17 protein-coding genes are annotated in these 17,618 nt (G+C 57.7%); 9 read left to right on the plus strand and 8 right to left on the minus strand.

Features of this window, described 5'->3' with window-relative positions:
• Window positions 1-94 precede the first annotated feature (94 nt).
• The 4 genes from ACX8ZY_RS18025 to ACX8ZY_RS18040 all read left to right on the plus strand — a co-directional run bounded on the left by ACX8ZY_RS18025 (window position 95) and on the right by ACX8ZY_RS18040 (window position 3,421).
• Complete coding sequence (locus ACX8ZY_RS18025; RefSeq protein ID WP_010672024.1) at window positions 95-1,138, plus strand: Gfo/Idh/MocA family protein; 1,044 nt, start codon at window positions 95-97, stop codon at window positions 1,136-1,138.
• Window positions 1,139-1,156: 18 nt separating this feature from the next.
• On the plus strand, window positions 1,157-2,035 hold the full coding sequence (locus ACX8ZY_RS18030; protein ID WP_421665142.1) for a sugar phosphate isomerase/epimerase family protein: 879 nt from the start codon (window positions 1,157-1,159) through the stop codon (window positions 2,033-2,035).
• 218 nt (window positions 2,036-2,253) lie between these two features.
• Window positions 2,254-3,117, plus strand: a complete 864-nt coding sequence (gene yghU / locus ACX8ZY_RS18035; protein ID WP_010252027.1) for a glutathione-dependent disulfide-bond oxidoreductase — start codon at window positions 2,254-2,256, stop codon at window positions 3,115-3,117.
• Window positions 3,118-3,127: 10 nt separating this feature from the next.
• Window positions 3,128-3,421 carry a DUF1330 domain-containing protein gene (locus ACX8ZY_RS18040; RefSeq protein WP_010252030.1) on the plus strand — a complete coding sequence of 98 codons (294 nt, stop codon included), beginning with the start codon at window positions 3,128-3,130 and terminating at the stop codon, window positions 3,419-3,421.
• Between the two features lie 30 nt (window positions 3,422-3,451).
• Here ACX8ZY_RS18040 and ACX8ZY_RS18045 read toward each other — a convergent pair whose 3' ends face one another.
• Together ACX8ZY_RS18045 and ACX8ZY_RS18050 are read right to left on the minus strand one after the other, a co-directional pair.
• Window positions 3,452-4,546, minus strand: a complete 1,095-nt coding sequence (locus ACX8ZY_RS18045; protein WP_022625249.1) for a YncE family protein — start codon at window positions 4,544-4,546, stop codon at window positions 3,452-3,454.
• A 201-nt stretch (window positions 4,547-4,747) separates the two neighbouring features.
• Window positions 4,748-5,686, minus strand: a complete 939-nt coding sequence (locus ACX8ZY_RS18050; RefSeq protein ID WP_033769472.1) for a LysR family transcriptional regulator — start codon at window positions 5,684-5,686, stop codon at window positions 4,748-4,750.
• Between the two features lie 64 nt (window positions 5,687-5,750).
• Here ACX8ZY_RS18050 and ACX8ZY_RS18055 point away from each other — a divergent pair, with 64 nt between their 5' ends.
• Window positions 5,751-6,821 carry a tartrate dehydrogenase gene (locus ACX8ZY_RS18055; RefSeq protein WP_033787519.1) on the plus strand — a complete coding sequence of 357 codons (1,071 nt, stop codon included), beginning with the start codon at window positions 5,751-5,753 and terminating at the stop codon, window positions 6,819-6,821.
• Window position 6,822: 1 nt separating this feature from the next.
• Here the strand turns inward: ACX8ZY_RS18055 and ACX8ZY_RS18060 are convergent, their stop codons facing one another.
• The 4 genes from ACX8ZY_RS18060 to ACX8ZY_RS18075 form a co-directional block, all read right to left on the minus strand.
• Entirely contained in the window at window positions 6,823-8,154 is a 1,332-nt protein-coding gene (locus ACX8ZY_RS18060) for a glycoside hydrolase family 28 protein (protein WP_425021013.1), read from the minus strand.
• Window positions 8,155-8,257: 103 nt separating this feature from the next.
• Window positions 8,258-9,073: a carbohydrate ABC transporter permease gene (locus ACX8ZY_RS18065; protein WP_010252038.1), complete on the minus strand. Its 816-nt coding sequence runs from the start codon at window positions 9,071-9,073 to the stop codon at window positions 8,258-8,260.
• Complete coding sequence (locus tag ACX8ZY_RS18070) at window positions 9,073-9,945, minus strand: carbohydrate ABC transporter permease (protein WP_010252041.1); 873 nt, start codon at window positions 9,943-9,945, stop codon at window positions 9,073-9,075. The genes ACX8ZY_RS18065 and ACX8ZY_RS18070 overlap by 1 nt, the downstream gene beginning before the upstream one ends.
• Window positions 9,946-10,002: 57 nt before the next feature.
• Window positions 10,003-11,334: an extracellular solute-binding protein gene (locus ACX8ZY_RS18075; protein ID WP_010252044.1), complete on the minus strand. Its 1,332-nt coding sequence runs from the start codon at window positions 11,332-11,334 to the stop codon at window positions 10,003-10,005.
• A gap of 550 nt (window positions 11,335-11,884) precedes the next feature.
• Here ACX8ZY_RS18075 and ACX8ZY_RS18080 point away from each other — a divergent pair.
• Together ACX8ZY_RS18080 and ACX8ZY_RS18085 are read left to right on the plus strand one after the other, a co-directional pair.
• On the plus strand, window positions 11,885-12,484 hold the full coding sequence (locus ACX8ZY_RS18080) for a GNAT family N-acetyltransferase (RefSeq protein WP_264367122.1): 600 nt from the start codon (window positions 11,885-11,887) through the stop codon (window positions 12,482-12,484).
• A gap of 12 nt (window positions 12,485-12,496) precedes the next feature.
• Window positions 12,497-13,588: an ABC transporter ATP-binding protein gene (locus ACX8ZY_RS18085; protein WP_157353499.1), complete on the plus strand. Its 1,092-nt coding sequence runs from the start codon at window positions 12,497-12,499 to the stop codon at window positions 13,586-13,588.
• Window positions 13,589-13,645: 57 nt separating this feature from the next.
• Here the strand turns inward: ACX8ZY_RS18085 and ACX8ZY_RS18090 are convergent, their stop codons facing one another.
• Window positions 13,646-14,764, minus strand: a complete 1,119-nt coding sequence (locus ACX8ZY_RS18090; protein WP_010252050.1) for an ROK family transcriptional regulator — start codon at window positions 14,762-14,764, stop codon at window positions 13,646-13,648.
• A gap of 40 nt (window positions 14,765-14,804) precedes the next feature.
• Window positions 14,805-15,689 carry a glucosamine kinase nucleotide-binding domain-containing protein gene (locus ACX8ZY_RS18095; protein ID WP_033787524.1) on the minus strand — a complete coding sequence of 295 codons (885 nt, stop codon included), beginning with the start codon at window positions 15,687-15,689 and terminating at the stop codon, window positions 14,805-14,807.
• A gap of 270 nt (window positions 15,690-15,959) precedes the next feature.
• Between ACX8ZY_RS18095 and ACX8ZY_RS18100 the strand changes: the two genes are divergently transcribed.
• Window positions 15,960-17,117, plus strand: a complete 1,158-nt coding sequence (locus ACX8ZY_RS18100) for a Gfo/Idh/MocA family protein (protein WP_010252054.1) — start codon at window positions 15,960-15,962, stop codon at window positions 17,115-17,117.
• Window positions 17,118-17,322: 205 nt separating this feature from the next.
• Complete coding sequence (locus ACX8ZY_RS18105) at window positions 17,323-17,532, plus strand: hypothetical protein (RefSeq protein WP_033780442.1); 210 nt, start codon at window positions 17,323-17,325, stop codon at window positions 17,530-17,532.
• The last annotated feature ends 86 nt before the right edge of the window (window positions 17,533-17,618 follow it).

Below are 17,618 nucleotides of genomic sequence, written 5' to 3' on the forward strand. Positions count from 1 at the left end.
GGGATCACATCATTAAAAGGTTAGAGCGACGACGGCGGGCTTTCTATAGTGGAGCCCTGAGCAGCACCTGCCTGCACGTATAAAAGGAAAAGTTATGTTCCCTTCAACGCTTCCGGTTCCACGCCTGACCGCGGCCAGCCAGGTACCACAGTTGCGCTGGGGCATTATCGGGCCGGGCTGGATCGCCGACCATTTTGCCCATGCACTGCGCAAGCATACCCACCAGCAGATCACGGCGGTGGCTGCGCGTGACCCGGCAAAAGCACAGGCCTTTGCCGACAAATGGTCAATCAGCCATGCCACGGGCAGTATCGACGTGCTGCTGGCGCGGGAGGATGTTGATGCGGTCTATATCGCTACGCCCCACAACCACCATTTTCCCGATGGTCTGCGCGCGATTGCCGCCGGAAAGCATCTGCTGATTGAAAAGCCGCTGGCGCTGAATGCTCAGCAGGCGACACAGCTTAAACTGGCCGCCGCTGCCGCGAACCTGCTCTGTATGGAGGCGATGTGGTGCAACTTCACACCGAAATATGACGTTATCCGTCAGCTGCTGGAGGATGGCGTGCTCGGCGATGTTCACACCCTGATTGCCGATCATGGCGAGTTTTTCACACCAGACCATCGCATCTTCAACGCCGATCTGGCGGGCGGCCCGATGCTGGATCTGGGCAGCTATCTGGTGGCGCTTAGCGTGTTTGTTGGCGGCGGTGCGCCTGACACGATCGTCGCCCGGGGCCAGCCCGTCCCGGCTGGGCGTGTAAACGGTCAGACGTCGATGCTGTTTACCCATCAGCACGGCATGCATTCGGTGCTGAATACCACCCTGTTCAGCAACACGCCAGGCGGCGCGGTGATCGCCGGACGCGAGGCCACGCTGGAACTGGCGGGCCAGTTCTATGCGCCTGGTAACTTCACCCTGACCTCCAGCGATCGGCGTCATCGCCTGCAGTGGCAGGAGCCTGCCAGCCGCTATGAACAGCTCTGTCATGAAATTAACCATTTCGCCTGGTGTATCGGTCAGAACCGGATCGATTCACCCATCCATTCGCTTGACCAGGCGATTACCACCCTGGCCACGATGGACAACGTCAGGCAGCAGATTGGCGTGACCTTCAATGAAGAACAGCAACCTTAATGTGCCCGGAGCAGAAAGATGAAAATCGCTTTTGATGTGGATGTGATTAAAGATTTAGGCATCACCCGTATGGTTCATCAGGTGGCCGACTGGGGATACAAATATATCGAACAGTCGCCGCATCCGCAGATCAACCCGTTTTATAAACATCCTAAAGCCAGCCGTGAAATCATCACCGAGTATAAGAATGCGTTAAACGCCACCGGGCTGGAGATCTCCTCGTTTATCGTGGTCTATCGCTGGTCCGGCCCGGATGAGCTGCGTCGTCAGGCGGCGGTGAAGAACTGGAAGCGGATGATCGAGATCGCGGTTGAGATGGGTGTGCAGGTGATCAACACCGAGCTCTCCGGCACGCCTAACGAGCCGGAAATCTGTGAAGAGATGTTCTATCGCTCCATGGAAGAGCTGCTGCCAATCATCGAACGTGAAGGCATCCGCGTCGAAATCCAGGCGCATCCATGGGATTTCTGCGAAGAGAACAACGAAACCGTGGATATCGTGAAGTCGTTTCGCAGCGATAACGTGAAGTATATTTATAGCGCACCACACACTTTCTTTTATGACAAAGGCAAAGGTGATGTGAAACCGATGCTGGAGTATGCCGGTGACGATCTGTCACACATGCTGATCGCCGACACCATGAACCATACAAAACACTGTCGCTACATCGTTAACCCGCCAGGGGTGGATGCCACCATTCACCAGCATGTCGGCGTGGGCGAAGGCGAAGTGGACTTCGACACCCTGTTTAAAACGCTGCGCGACACCGGCTTTGCTACCCGCAGTTATAAAGTCGGCGGTGAACCGATCATCGCGGCGTCTCTGTTTGGCTACCCGGAAAAGATAAAGGTTCAGGCGGTAGAAACCCGCGAACTGATTGAGCGTGAACTGCTGTAACCCTGCCTGCCGTGCAGTCGCTGCTGACTGCACGGCCACCTCCGCTCAGGATAACGAACCACCTGCCTGACACACTTTTATTCACTTTTCTCCTGTGCCGCTGCCCGCCTGACATCAGCCCCCTGCAGCACGGCCTTGCGCAGCCAGCAGAGTTAAACCCCCTTCGCAGCACCTGCTACACTCCAGACCAATACCACACCATAAGGCGAACTTTCATTATGTCGGAAAATGCATATCAGCCCGCAAAAGTCTGGACCTGGGACCCTGAAGCCAAAGGCAACGGCGCTAAAACTAATCGTCCGTTCGCTGGTCCCACCCATGAAAAAGCGTTGCCGGTCGGCAAGCATCCTTTACAGCTCTATTCGCTTGGCACGCCTAACGGCCAGAAAGTGACCATCCTGCTGGAAGAACTGCTGGCGCTTAACGTCAACGATGCGGAATATGATGCCTGGCTGATCCGTATCGGCGAAGGCGATCAGTTCTCCAGCGGTTTTGTCGACGTAAACCCGAACTCGAAAATCCCGGCGCTGAGCGACCACTCAGCAACGCCGCCGATTCGGGTATTTGAATCGGGCAACATCCTGCTCTATCTTGCGGAGAAGTATGGCTACTTCCTGCCGAAAGATATCGCTGGCCGCACCGAAACCCTGAACTGGCTCTTCTGGTTACAGGGCTCAGCGCCTTACCTCGGCGGTGGTTTCGGTCATTTCTATCACTACGCGCCAGAAAAAATTGAGTACGCCATTAACCGCTTCACGCTGGAAGCGAAGCGTCAGCTCGACGTGCTGGATCGTCAGCTGGCAGATAACCGCTATCTGGCCGGTGATGACTACACCATCGCTGATATCGCCACCTGGCCGTGGTACGGCAACATGGTGCTGAATGACCAGTATGGCGGTGCCGAATTCCTGGATGTGCAGTCCTATAAAAATGTGGTGCGCTGGGCGAAAGAGATCGCGCTGCGACCTGCTGTGATTCGTGGCCGCAAGGTCAACCGTGTCATGGGCGACCCGGCCGATCAGCTGCACGAGCGTCATGATGCCGCTGACTTCGATACCAAAACCCAGGATAAAAAAGCTTAAGGAGAGACCTGTGAGTGCATATGTTGTATTTATTCGTGATAACACCCTGAACCAGGACGAAATGGCGATCTATGCCGAGAAAGCGGGCGAGGCTCGCGGCGATCATCAGATCAATCCTCTCGCCTTTTATGGCGAACTGGAAACGCTGGAAGGACAGGAAGCGGAAGGCGTGGTGATTCTGGAATTCGCGAGCCGCGAAGCCGCACATGCCTGGTATGACAGCCCGGAATATCAGGCTGCCAAAGCGCACCGTCTGAAAGGCGCGAACTATCGCGTGGTGCTGGTAGAAGGTGTGGCTAAGTAAAGATTCAGGCGGCAGCGATGCCGCCTTTTTTTATTGCAGTGTGATACGCGCCACGCCATCCAGCCCCTGACTGCTGTGATCGTCATTGAAGCCCTGCTTCAGGGTGACGAACAGGGTCTGCCCGTCCGGTGAGACCAGCAGACTGTTGGGGTGGCTATCAAATGACCAGCTGTTTTTCACCTCATAGGTGGTGCCATCCAGCTGCAGCACCTTCTTCGATTCGCGCTGGCTGATATAAATCTCATTGCGCTTGCCATTAAACTTAATCCCCAGTGAGTCGCCCGGATTCAGACGCTTAATGACCTTGCCGCTGCGCTCATCAAACACCAGCGTATTTTTCGCTTTTGAATTATCCGTAACAAACAGGCGACCGGTTGCCGGATCCTCGGCCATATTCAGGAACAGATACTCCTGCCCGTCACCCGCCGTCAGGCGCTGCTCGATTTTGTTATTGCGCGGATTGATCACCAGGATTTCTCCGCTGCCGTTCGCCGCATAAATCCGGTCGCTGACCGGCGAGAAGATGATGCCTGTGACCCACTTCCCGGCATTTTTTATCCGGGTTTTCAGCGTCAGGGTTTTGGCATCAACCACCCAGATCACGCCCGGATCACCCACGCCGCCGACATAGAGCAGCCCGTCATGCAGAAAGATTTCACGCGTGCCATAGGGCATGCCTTTCTCGTTTTTCTCGTCAAACATCAGGCGCTTCAGCACCTTACCGTTATCAGGATCGATTTTAGAGATACCGCCATCCAGCGTGTTGGTGGCGTAGAGTGCGCTGCCGTCAGGCGCACTGATCAGACCAAAGTTTTTCAGGTCGAAGTGTCCCGCGCCGGTGCTCTGCAGCGTGGAAGCATCAAGACGGTAGATCATGCCGCCGCTGATATCTTTAAATCCCTGCGCGCTGGCGACATAGAGGGCATTTTTTGCTGGCAGATAGGCCATCTCATACAAACCTTCACCCAGCTCGCGCTGAATCAGGTTATCGGGACTGGAGGGCTGCATCACCACCGGCGCGCTGGCATCCACTTTTTTCGCCGGCATCTGGCACGCCGTCAGGCTGAAGGTGGTCACCATCGCCAGTGTAAGTGCCGCTGTACGCGGACTGAACAACGCTTTCATACTTAACTCCCCTATCTGCCTGCTGCTCCCGGCTGGCCACAACGCAGAGGACAGGCAGGAAATAAAAAGAATAAGAATCATACGCAGCCGCTAAAACGCTGTAAACGCAGCGGCATGATGACGCAACCGAATCAGCTTAATGCGGTATGTTTATTGTCCGCAGGCGTCTGGCCGCGCCAGAAACTGCCTTTAAAAGCCTGGCTAATCAACCGATTGCAGATTGCTCTGCAGAAACCCCACAAATGCGGTAATACGCGCCGGAAGCTGACGCTGCGCCTGCCAGACCGCAAAAATATCGCCATCCGGTGCCTGCCAGTCGGGTAACACCGGCAGCAGTTCGCCCGTCGCCAGACTGTGCTGCGCATCCCACCAGGAACGCAGCAAGATGCCATGCCCATCCATCGCCAGCCGCATCGCCACTTCGCCATCGTTGGTGATCAGACTGCCGCGCACTTTCTGATTGATGCTCTGTTCGCCGCTGGTCAGTCGCCACAGGGTAAAATCGCTGTCGTGCTGGCGCAGTAAAATGCAGTTGTGTTGTGCCAGATCGCGCACTGTCTCCGGCAGACCGTGCCGGGCGGCATAGGCGGGTGAGCAGCAGAGAATGCGCGGATTGGTACGCAGTTTGCGCGCCACCAGCCGTGAGTCGGGCGGTTCCCCGACGCGGATATCAATATCCATGTGGGCATCAAGAAAATTAAGTGGCTGGCTGCTGAGCTGCAGCGACAGCGAGAGTTCCGGGTGCAGCGCGGCAAAAGCCGAGACGCAGGGCGCAATATGCCGACGGCCAAAGCCAAATGAGGCGTTGATGTTAAGTGTGCCGCGCAGCTGGGCGGTCTCGCCGCTGACCGCCTCTTCCAGCGCCGCCAGCTGATCCAGCAACGGACGCGCGCCCGCCAGATAGCGGCGCCCTTCCGGCGTCAGCTCCAGTCGTCGCGTGGTGCGGCGCAGGAGTTGCACACCAAGCCGCTGTTCCAGCTGGCTCAGACGTTTGCTGACCGCCGCCAGCGACAGTCCCAGTTCGCGCGCCGCCGCAGTCAGGCTATCCAGCGCAGCCAGGCGAACAAAGAAGGCTAAATCATCGGTGGAGGTGCGGGATTCTCTACTTTTATTCAACACTGGATTGCCTTTCAGGCTCATTATTTCCCCGTAAGCGACAGTTATACTGCGTACACAATTCGAACATCAACCGGAAAGGTACCCTGTGACTGACAAAATTCACTCTGTTGCCGTGATCCCTGGCGACGGCATCGGCAAAGAAGTGATGCCGGAAGGCGTCCGTGTAATGAATGCGGCCGCAGAGAAATTTAACATTCCGCTGCGCTGGGAGTGGTTCGATTACGCCAGTGCCGACTACTGGCAGCAGCATGGCAAAATGTTGCCTGACGACTGGTTTCCACAGCTGAAAGCCTTTGATGCGATCTATTTTGGCGCAGTCGGCTGGCCCGATGTGGTGCCCGACCACGTTTCACTGTGGGGCTCGCTGCTGCAGTTCCGCCGGGAGTTCGATCAATATGTGAATCTGCGTCCGGTGCGACTGATGCCAGGCGTCAAAGCGCCGCTGGCGAACCGTCAGCCCGGCGATATCGACTTCTATGTGGTACGCGAAAACACTGAGGGTGAATACTCCAGCGTCGGCGGCACCATGTTCCCCGGCACCGAACGTGAAGTGGTGATTCAGGAGACGGTGATGACGCGCACCGGCGTCGATCGCATCCTGAAGTTTGCCTATCAGCTGGCGCAGAGTCGGCCGAAGAAACACCTGACCTCCGCCACCAAATCGAACGGCATTGCCATCACCATGCCCTACTGGGATAGCCGCGTTGAAGCCATGGCCGGTCAGTTCCCCGATGTTCGCGTCGATAAGTATCACATCGATATTCTCACCGCTAACTTCGTGCTGCATCCGGACTGGTTTGATGTGGTGGTCGCCAGCAATCTGTTTGGCGATATCCTCTCCGATCTCGGCCCGGCCTGTACCGGCACTATCGGCATCGCCCCTTCGGCCAATATCAACCCGGAAGGCCTGTTCCCCAGCCTGTTTGAACCGGTTCACGGTTCTGCGCCCGATATCGCCGGTAAAGGTGTCGCCAATCCCATCGGACAGATCTGGTGTGGCGCGATGATGCTGGAGCACCTCGGCTACAAAGCGGCAGGTGATGCGGTGTTAGACGCGATTGAACGCACGCTGGCAGCGGGTGAGCACCTGACGCGCGATCTCGGCGGCAGCGCCAGCACCGAACAGCTCGGTATGGCCATCGCCGCCGCGCTGTGATTTAGTCCGGCAACTGCACCACGCACTCGGGGTGCCAGCCTGGCGGTAACGGTTCCGGCCGTATTATCGCCAGGCTGTGCAGTTGCAGGTTCTCCACCCCGCGTGCGAACAGGCCCGGCAGCCCGCCGGGATAGCGCTCTACGCCAAAAGCTTCTCCGGTTTTCGGGTCAAGTTTGTAGGCGTTATCCAGCCCCATGCCGGTCGGGGAGTCCGGGTTACAGGGCGGCCGTACGTCATAGTGTCCCTGTGCAACCGGTGCCACGGTCTGCCGCATCTGCAGCTGGCTGATGACCACATCGCGTATCCAGCCCGGTTCTGCCGCATGCAGGTTAATCGCCCCTTCCGCCACGCCCGTAACGTTACTGAACTGCACCTGCTCTACGATGCCTGGCGTAATGGCGGGATCGCGACTGCGCACCGAAATATGCAGCGGATCGGCTTTTCCCCAGTGACAGGGCGGCGCATGGTGACAGGCAAAAGTCAGATTACTGAACAGCAGACGCCGCATCGCGCCACCGTCACGCGACAGAATGCCGATGCCACGGTTGGAATCAAAAATGGTGCAGCCGGTCACCGTGACATCTTCCACATCATCCCAGGTTTCAGTGCCGATTTTAAAGGCGCAGCTGTAGCTACGCAGCAGGCAGTTGGTGATCATAATCTGCCGCGCCGGACGCCGCAGCGCGGCCGGTTTATGGGTGGTTTTGATGCAGATGGCATCATCGGCGGCACTGAGATAGCTGTTGCTGACAAACACCGCTTCGCAGCTGTCGATATCGAGCGCATCGGTATTCGGCATGGTCATGGCATTGTCGATGGTGAGGTGGTCGATATGCACATGGCGACAGCTCACCAGATGCACCGTCCACATCGGCGCCTGCACGATGGTAAAAGCGGTCAGCGTTACCTGCTCACAATCTTCAAACACAATGATCCGCGGCCGGTCCGTACGCGGCAGGCGATAGCCCTGCTCGTCACGCTCAGCGGCAAACCAGGCTTCACCGTCACCGTCTATACGGCCGGTGCCGCTGATGGTGATATTGCGCTGGCCCAGCGCATAGAGCAGCACATTGTGGGACTTCTCAGCACAGCTCAGCGCCTGTACCGCCTGGTAATCAGCCAGCCGCTGACTGGCGATCAGCACCGCGCCCGCTTCAAGATGGAGTTCAAAATCAGAGGGCAGATTCAGGCAGCCGCTGCGATAACGCCCGGCAGGCAGGGTCAGACGGCCACCGCCCGCCGCCGCAATCTGATCCATAGCGCGTTGCAGCACGGCCGTGTCCGGGGTTTCGCCATCGGCGACAGGGTGAAAATCAGCAAGGGAAAGGTGCATCATGCGTCTCCCGCAGGATTGAGGAGGAGGAATTGCAGCACGATACGACGCGGCAAACCTTTGTCTGGCCGCCAGTGCGCCGTTTCGTGCGGGCTATCACAGATTACTTCACGGCCCCTTCGGTGACGCCGCTGATGAACTTGCGCTGGAAAATCAGGAACACCACGATCAGCGGCATAATCACAATCATCGCGCCCGCCATCAGCACCGGAATGTCGATGGTGTTTTTGTTCTGGAAAAACATCATGCCAATTGGCAGTGTGCGTAACTCATCCTTGTTGACCAGAATCAGCGGGATCAGGAACTCATTCCAGGTCCAGATAAACAGCAGCAGCCCCAGCGTTGAGAGGGTCGGCCAGATAGCGGGCACCAGAATGCCCCACAGAATTTTGACCCGCGATGCCCCATCCATTACCGCCGCTTCCACCAGTTCTTTCGGCACCTGCTGGAAAGCACTGGCGATCATCAGCGTGGTAAAGGGCAGCGACAGGGCGATTTGCGGCAGGATCAGCGCCAGATAGGTGTTGGTCAGCCCCATCCAGCGCAGCTCGTGATAGAGCGGAATGATAAAGGCTTCACTCGGCAACACCATCCCCAGCGCCAGCATCGCTCCGATGACTTTTTTACCAGGGATTTTCAGCCACGCGAAACCGAACCCGGCCAGAATGCCCAGCAGCACGCTGAACAGCACCACCGGAATCACCACCAGCACTGAGTTGAGGAAGTAGACGTTGAAGTGTCCCTGTTGCCACGCGGTCAGGTAGTTTTTGAAATTCAGCGAGGCGGGCAGCGTGAAGACCCCCTGAAACAGCTCCATCTGGGTTTTGAACGACGTCATCAGCGCCATCAGGAACGGCAGAATCGTCATCAGCGCCACGATCCAGATCAGCGCGCGTGAAATCACCGGCGTGCTTCGCATCAGTAACGCTCCTTTAAGGCCAGATGGATCAGATAGTTAATCCCTAAAACAATGACCATGCTGAACACCGCCACCGACGAGGCGTAGCCAAAGTAGTGCAGATCAAAGCCCTGCTTATACATAAAGATGTTGGTCACCATGGTGGAGGTGCCCGGGCCGCCCTGCGTCATCACATAGACCAGGTCAAAGGCTTTCAGGCTGGCGATCACCGTCAGCAGCAGGGCAATCCGCAGCTCGGGTCGCAGGCCTGGCAGCGTAATGCGCATAAACTTCTGGCGACGCGACGAGCCATCGAGATCGGCCGCTTCCAGCAGTGAGGGATCCATGCGCTGCAGGCCCGCCATAAACAGAACCAGACAGAAGCCGAAGAAGTACCAGGTGGCGACCAGACCCACGGCGGGCAGCGCCCAGGTAAAATCACCCAGCCAGGAGAGTGCCAGCTGGGGCAATCCTATTGCGCGTAATATCTGGTCGATCGGACCAAACGCCGGGTTATAGAGCCAGCGCCACACCACGCCCAGCACCGCCATCGGCATGATGTAGGGCAGGAAAAAGAGAATGCGCAGCACGCTGCGTTCGCTGTTGTTGCGCGTGTCATACAGAAAGCTGCAGAGCAGCAGGCCGACGCCAATCGGCAACAGGGTATAGAACAGCATCAGGATGGCGTTATTGCCCAGTGCAATCCAGAACACCGGATCGCTGAACATCCGCAGATAGTTGCTGACGCCGCTAAACACCGGCAGCGAGGTGCCGTCCCATTCGGTAAAACTGATGCCCAGCGAGGCCAGTAGCGGGAACAGCAGAAACACCGCATAGACCAGCACCGCAGGCAGAACATAGAGAAAATTACGCCAGCCACTTAAATTCAACATAACTCTACTCGTGGTTCAGAACGAGGCTCAGGCCCGGCTGTTCGCCGGGCCTCCGGCTTAATGCTTCAGTGTTTTCAGGTAACGCTGATAGTTGTTATCAAAATTAACTACCATCTGATCGGGTGTCTGACGGCCTGCCAGCAGCAGTTGAACGTTCTGATTCAGCTCGGCGTTCATGGTGGGTGTCGCCCAGTCCACGTAGTGACCTAAACCGTCGTAATCATTGAGTGTCAGCCAGACCTGATACGCCTCGGCCAGCAGCGGATTGTCCGCTGGCATTTTCGCCGCTTTATTGGTGCTGGCAGGCAGGAAGCCCACCTTCAGCCAGCGGTTCGCCATGGCATCAGAGACCATATAGTTGATGAACTTCGCCGCACCTTCCTGCTGATCTTTGCCTTTGGCAGTGCTGGTGATGGAGAACGCCAGATCGGTACCGCCCACCATCAGCGGTTGCTTCACGCCTTCACCGGCAGGCATCGCGGCAAAGTGAATATCTTTGTTGTCTTTAAACTGGCCGAGATACCAGGTGCCGCTGACCAGGAACGCAGCCTGGCCGTTCTGGAACAGCGTCGCCGCATCGTCGTGACCGATGCCCTGGAAGCCAGGGAAGAAGTACCCTTTGTCGGTCCAGCTCTTCATCATAGAGGCGGCATTGACCAGCTTGCTGTCTTTGAAGGTGCCGCCCACATCGTAAATCAGATTATCCAGCGTCTTGCGGTCGTGGCTCTCAATCTGCGCCTGCCACAGGGTGCTGAGCAGCTGCTGGCCCATGTTGCCATCCAGCAGGCCGAGCATCATCGGCGCGGTGCCCTGCTGCTTCAGTTTCGCCATCGCGCTTTCCAGTTCAGCCAGCGTTTTCGGCACGGCAATACCCGCTTTATCCAGCAGCGCTTTGTTGTAATAGAGCCCGACCATCTCGCCCAGGCTGGCGACGCCATAGAGTTTGCCGCTGCCAAACTCGCCGCTGTCTGACCAGCGGTTACGTTTCAGAATCGAGTCCGGGAAGCGTGTGGTCCAGCCGTTGCTGGCGGCGTAGCTGTCGAGTGGCAGCAGCAGCTTATCTTTAACCAGCGAGCCCATATCACCGCCGCCCTGGTTGACCTGAGCGATCTGCGGGCCATCACCGGCGGTCAGCGCCAGCTTCAGGGGAATACGGGTATCTTCAAAGGAGTGAACCGAGCGGTTAATCACAATGCCGGGATTCTGCTGGGAAAACTCTTTAATCCCTTCATCTACCGCGGCAGTCTGCTCCGGGTAGTTGTAGATATCCCACTCATTCAGGGTAACGGCGGCGTGGGCGGCATGCGAGACGCTGCCCGCCAGCAGGCCCGCTGCCAGCAGCCGACCCACATTGCGAATTCGGAACGAACGAACGGAGGAAACAGACATTATGCTCACCTTCTTCAGACCAGGATCGGCATCCTTTCATCTCACCGCCTGACATCCTGCAGGCTGCAGCCGCACACAAACGCACTCACTCATACTTACTTTAATAAAAAAATAAAGTCAAACAGCCTGCGCGGGGAATTGCAACGCTGTGAGCACGCGCAAATAAACAGCGACATGGCGTGAAATTCAGCACACTGCGCTGGCATTTACGCGATTAACCGTGGCGGTGCGTCGCCAGCTACTTTTTCTGCAGCAGGAGATGCCAGTGCAATCATTGCAAAATAACGTCCTGATAAAACATACGAAAATCCTATCACGCTCACACTTTCCCCCTTTCACTGGCCGTGAATCTGCTGCCAGCCGCCACGATCCGGGCGTGTTGGCGATCACAGTTGTGCATCCCGATGCCGGTAAACATTGCCGAAGCGCCCGTGTTAGTGAGATAAGGTAATTATTCTATCTTGAAAACTAAGTCCACTTTCATTAACGTAACTTTTATCTGCGGATCTGTTCAATCCCTGACCGATTCACTCACTCACGAGAATTCACCATGGCGAATCAAGGTGTCATTCGTCCGGCCACCCCGGCGGACTACCCGGCGCTCTACCGCATCTGCCTGGAAACAGCCGATGCAGGTGGCGATGCCCGCGCGCTCTATTCCGATCCTGACTATCCCGGCCAGCGTTTTGCTGTGCCTTATGCGCGTTTCGCGCCTGACTTTGCTTTTGTGCTGGAGCGGGACGGTGAGGTGCAGGGTTATGTGGTCGCCGCGCCCGATACCCGCGCGTTTGAAGCGCAGCTACAGGCCGAATGGTGGCCGCAGCTGCAGGAGAAATATCGTGATCGCAGCGCCAGCGCGCCGCTCGACAGCAAAGTGCTCGACGCAATACGCCATCCTGACCAGGCCGCTGACACGCTGGTGACGCAGTGGCCCGCTCATCTGCATATCAACCTGCTGCCGGCGGCACAGAAAGGCGGCTGGGGTCGCCGGATGATTGAGCATGAGCTGGCGGCGCTGCGCGCTGCCGGTGTCACTGGTGTCCATCTTGGCGTCAGCCTGCAGAATGAGCAGGTCTGTGCCTTTTATCAGCGCATGGGGTTCACCCCAATCCTGCGCAGCAATGCCATCTACATGGGCCAGTTACTCTGAGTGAGGTAGCCGATGACCAGCCTGCGCTTGCAGAATGTGAAGAAGTCTTATGAACACGTTAATGTCATTCATGGCATCGATCTGACGATCAACAGCGGCGAATTTGTGGTGTTTGTCGGGCCATCCGGCTGCGGCAAATCGACACTGCTGCGGATGATCGCCGGGCTGGAGGAGATCAGCAGCGGTCAGTTGCTGATTGAGGAGCAGGACATGACGCAGCAGCCCGCCACCGAGCGCGGCATTGCTATGGTGTTTCAGTCTTATGCGCTCTACCCCAACATGACGGTGCGCGGCAACCTGGCCTATCCGCTTGAGGTAATGAAAAAGTCCAAAGCGGAGATCAACGAGGCGATTGCCCGGACGGCCGCCCGCCTGCATCTCACCGAACTGCTCGACCGCCTGCCGCGCGCGCTCTCTGGCGGACAACGGCAGCGCGTGGCGATTGGCCGGGCAATTATCCGTCATCCGCGTATCTTCCTGTTCGATGAGCCGCTCTCTAACCTCGATGCCGAGCTGCGTTTGCAGATGCGGATTGAGATTGCGCGGCTGCACGCCTCGCTCGGCAATACCATGATTTATGTCACCCACGATCAGCTGGAAGCGATGACGCTGGCTGACCGCATCGTCGTGCTGCGTCAGGGCCGCATTGAGCAGGTCGGCGCACCGCTGACGCTCTATCACGACCCGGATAACCTGTTTGTCGCCGGCTTTATCGGCTCGCCAAAAATGAACTTCCTGCGGGCGGAAATCAGCGCCACGGGCAAGGGTGAAGTGCAGCTGCGGGTGCCGGAACTGAAGATTGAGGGGCTGGTGCTGAAAATCGCCGCCGACTGCCGCGAGGGGCAAACCGTGACGCTGGGAATTCGTCCCGAGCATTTCCAGCCTGCCGCGCAGACGCCGGAGGCATTGCGCTTTCACGGCGAGCTGGCCTATGGCGAAATGCTGGGCCACACCAACTATCTCTACCTGGATATCGGGCGTGAAGAGATGCTGGTGGTGGAAGAGCGTGAAGCAACCACGCGCGATCTGGGAACCCAGGTTGAACTGGGCTTTTCTGCCGCACACTGCCTGCTGTTTGATGATCAGGGGATGCGCCTGCGCTAAGGGAAGCGCGGAAACAAAAACGGGCGCCGTGGCGCCCGTTTTTATTCGAGGGATAACTCAGGTAACCGGCTCTTCATCGGCCTGCGCCGCCAGCAGATCAAGCAGCCGGTTGACAGCAAAACCCGCCGCGCCCAGCGCCCACATGCGGTTCGATTCAGTCAGGAACTGCAGCGGCGTCATGTGCGGCGTCAGTTTAAGCCGGTAGGCCTGGAAGCTCTGGGTGATGTGATCGAGCAGAATGCGTGACGCCATGTGCGGCTCCATCGCCAGATAAACCACATCCGGATCGTAAGCCACCGACAGGTTCGCCAGTGAAATTCCCAGCTCGCGTCCTGCCTCTTCCAGCACCGCCAGCACCTCGGGCGTTGGCCGCTGATCCAGCGCCTGCAACGTGAGGCCTTCCACCGGTTCCTGCTCAGCAAGCCGTTGCAGAATGGCGCGCGATGAGGCGACATCTTCCAGCAGACGCAGTGAGCCGTCGCCCACCAGCCCGTTGCCAATCTCCCCCGCCTTGCCGTGACGACCGCGGTAGAGCTGACGATTCAGGATGATGCCCGCCCCGATCCCTTTGCCGTAGGTGGCGATCACCGCCGACTGCGCGTTGCCGAGCTGACCAAACACCAGCGCCGCCATTGCCATGGCGTTGGCGTCATTCTCGATAAACACCGGCAGCGAAAAACGCTCTTCCAGCAGGCGCGCAATCGGGACGTTGTCCCAGTCGAGCACTTTGGATCGGATACAGTAGCCGTTTTCGGCATCGACCAGTCCCGACAGGGCCAGGCCAATGGCGCCCACCCGCTTCTCCTCAACGCCGCGCAGGAATTTCGCCAGCGCATCGCCGAGCTGGCGCGGCGTCAGCGTGCCTTTCGGCATCTGCTGTTCGCCCAGCAGATTGCCGCTGAGATCGGTCATGACGATCAGGTTGCGTTCCGCATTGAGCTGAATGCCAATCACGCTGGCGCGATCGGGATTGAGCCCAAGCAACGTTTTTGGCCGCCCCATCGACACGCGACGCAGCCCCAGCTCCTGCACGATTTCCTGCGCCAGCAGGCGATTAGTCGCCTGCGACACGGTCGACATGCTCAGTCCGCTACGAACTTTCAGGTCTGACTGGCTGATCGGCGCATTTTCAACAATCAACCGCAGAATGCGCGCGGTTACGTTGGGAGCGGTCATAAATTCCTCGGGTTATCCGGCTGAGGATGCTCAGCCAGCTTCAGATCGGTAATCGGGCAGGCGTCAGCTGCTGCGCCAGTATCAGCGCCCCGCTCAGGGCATCGCCCTGCGGCGTCACCAGCCGGGCCTGAATATCGTCATCCAGCCAGCGCTGAATCGGCGTGGCCAGTCCCCCCATCAGCGCCACGGGTCCGCTGCTCAGGGCAGTCAGACGGCGGACCATCAGGCCGATATCGGCTGCGGTCTGATGCAGCAGATCCTGTGCATGACCATCGCCCGCGTCGGCGGCCGCAAAAATCTGTGGCACCACGCGAGCCCAGTCTGCAGGCGTCGCTGAGCGCGTCCAGAGCAGCATGGTTTCCGGGCTGTGGTCGAACTGCGCCATCAGCTGCCGGGTAAGTGCACTCTGGGTAATAATCGCTTCATGGGCCAGCAGCGCCAGCCGCAGCGCACGACGGCCCAGCTCAGCGCCCGATCCCTGGTCAGACAAGGCAAAGCCCCAGCCGCCAAGCAGCGTAAACTGTTCGCCATCCCACGCGGCTCCCTGACTGCCGGTGCCGATAATAAAGACGGCGCCAGGTGCGCCGCCATGGGCGCCCGCACAGGCGATCTCCACATCGCTGACCACCTGTAACGCCGCGCAGGCAGGTTGCCAGCTGGCGAGCCGCGCCTGTACCGAGGTGACGTTCGCACCGGCTAATCCGGCCACCAGCGCGGTTTGCGTCAGCGCCTCCGGGGCGAATCCCGCCTGTGACAATACCCGTTCGATCAGCTGCCCGACGCAGGTCAGTGCCGCGTCATAGTCTGACCAGACGTTGGCAGGCCCGCCGGTGGCTTCAGCCAGGATGCGACCCTGCAGGTCGGTTAACCGCGCGCGACACTGTGTACCGCCGCCATCAATGCCCAGAAGATAGTGTGGTTGCACGCGCTTCCTTCCCTGATTAAGGGTTATAGCCATAATGAGCGAACGATAGGATAAAAAAACTTAAATCGCAATAACAAATAAATATAGCAAAATCATATCTGAATTTTCTTCTTATTTTACATCATGATAACAAAAACTCCCTCGCAAAACGCGCAGTGCGTTATTGACATTAGTTTTTCTGTCGTAATAAGTTGGTGGTCAGATTATCAACAGGCGCGCCCGATCACAGGCGGGCTATGCATCATGCGATTTCAGGAGCAGGGGTTTAACATGAAAGTAGGCATTATCGGTCTCGGCTTTCGACTGTCCCACGTGATCAAAGAGTTCAGCAAAGCCGACGACGCCTTTTCGGTAGTGGGTTATTACGATCCGGCACCCGCCGGACTGCCTAATCTGCACAGCTTTGGTATCGCGCCCGGCCAGGCCTTTGCGTCAATCGATGCTCTGCTGGAACATGGCGGAATGGATGTCGTGCTGGTTGGCTCACCCAACTTCCTGCATCTGGAGCATGTGGGTCAGGCGCTGGCGGCGGGTTACACCGTGTTTACAGAAAAGCCGGTGGTGATCAATGAAGAGCAGACCATGGAGATGGCGAAGCTGGTACGTCAGTATGGCGAAGCGCGCATTCTGGTCGGCCTGGTACTGCGCTATTCCCCGCTCTATCATGATTTGCTGGCGGCACGCGATGCGGGTCAGTTGGGTGAGATCACCTCGATTGAGGCGACAGAACATATCAAGCCTTATCACGGCGCATTCTTTCAGCGCGACTGGCGCCGTCTGGAGAAATATGCCGGCCCGTACATTCTGGAAAAATGCTGTCACGACATCGATCTCTATCAGGGCCTGTTGCAGGAGCGCCCGATCCGCGTCGCCAGCTTTGGTGGCCGGAAATCCTTTACTCCCGCTCATGCGCCGCAGGGAGCTATCACCGCTGACTCAGAACTTTATCACGTGAAGCCCAGCGGCTGGTCGAGCACCGATGCGGTGTTCGACAGCGATGCCGATATTGTCGACTACCAGACTGCCCTGATTGAGTACGAAGGCGGCGCGACGCTGGCCTTCCACGCCAATCTGAATGTGCCGGATGAGTTCCGCCGTTTCTGTGTCATGGGCACCGACGGCATGGCGGAAGGCGACTTCGTGCGCAACTACTTCCGCGTACACAACGCGCGCAGCGGCGAGAAAGAGGTCGATACCGCCTACAGCGGCAATGCGTATGATGGCCATTACGGCGCAGATGCGTTGATGGCTGAAGAGATCGTTAAACATATTAAACAGGGAACACCGCTGAAAGTTTCAGTAGTGGACGCGCTGGAAGCGGGCCTCACGGCAATTAAAATCGATGAGGCTCGTAAAACCCGCAGCGTAGTGGACATGCGTGAAAGCTGGCTAACATTTGACGCCAACCTGGGAAAAACCGGGGCCTGATGGCCCCAGCCTGCGGGTCGGCCTCCCCCTCTGACCCCAGGATTTTAATGGCAGTATGACTGGTAACTTCCTGTACTGGCCTTCGGGCCAGTGACAATATTGAGGTTGAGCTGGCTCGGGAAACCGTTGCCAGCGACAACTCAACCGCCCCTTCTCCAGCCCTCTTCTCCGAAGGCGTATTTGATTAAGCTGAAGGCAGCGCTTAATGAAGGTTTTTTTCATTCCGGGCGCAGACCGAGGGGCGCTGGCAGTGAAGGTATTCATACAGCAGCAGCATTCCTACCGGGTTATCCTCCAGATTTTCGAAATCAACGTGAGTTTTTTCCAGAAGATATTTTCTCAGGGCGCTAACCGGGATGTTTTTATGGGAAGCCAGCGCCCGGCACAGCTGCGCCACGATCTCGCACTTTACTGAATACGGCACATCAGGATTATAAATTTCCGGAATGGAGTGAGTCTGATTCATAACGGTACCCTCTATAAGCGCTTAAGCTGACTGAG

It is taken from the genome of Pantoea sp. XAF26B01_ASV70, assembly GCF_054512635.1.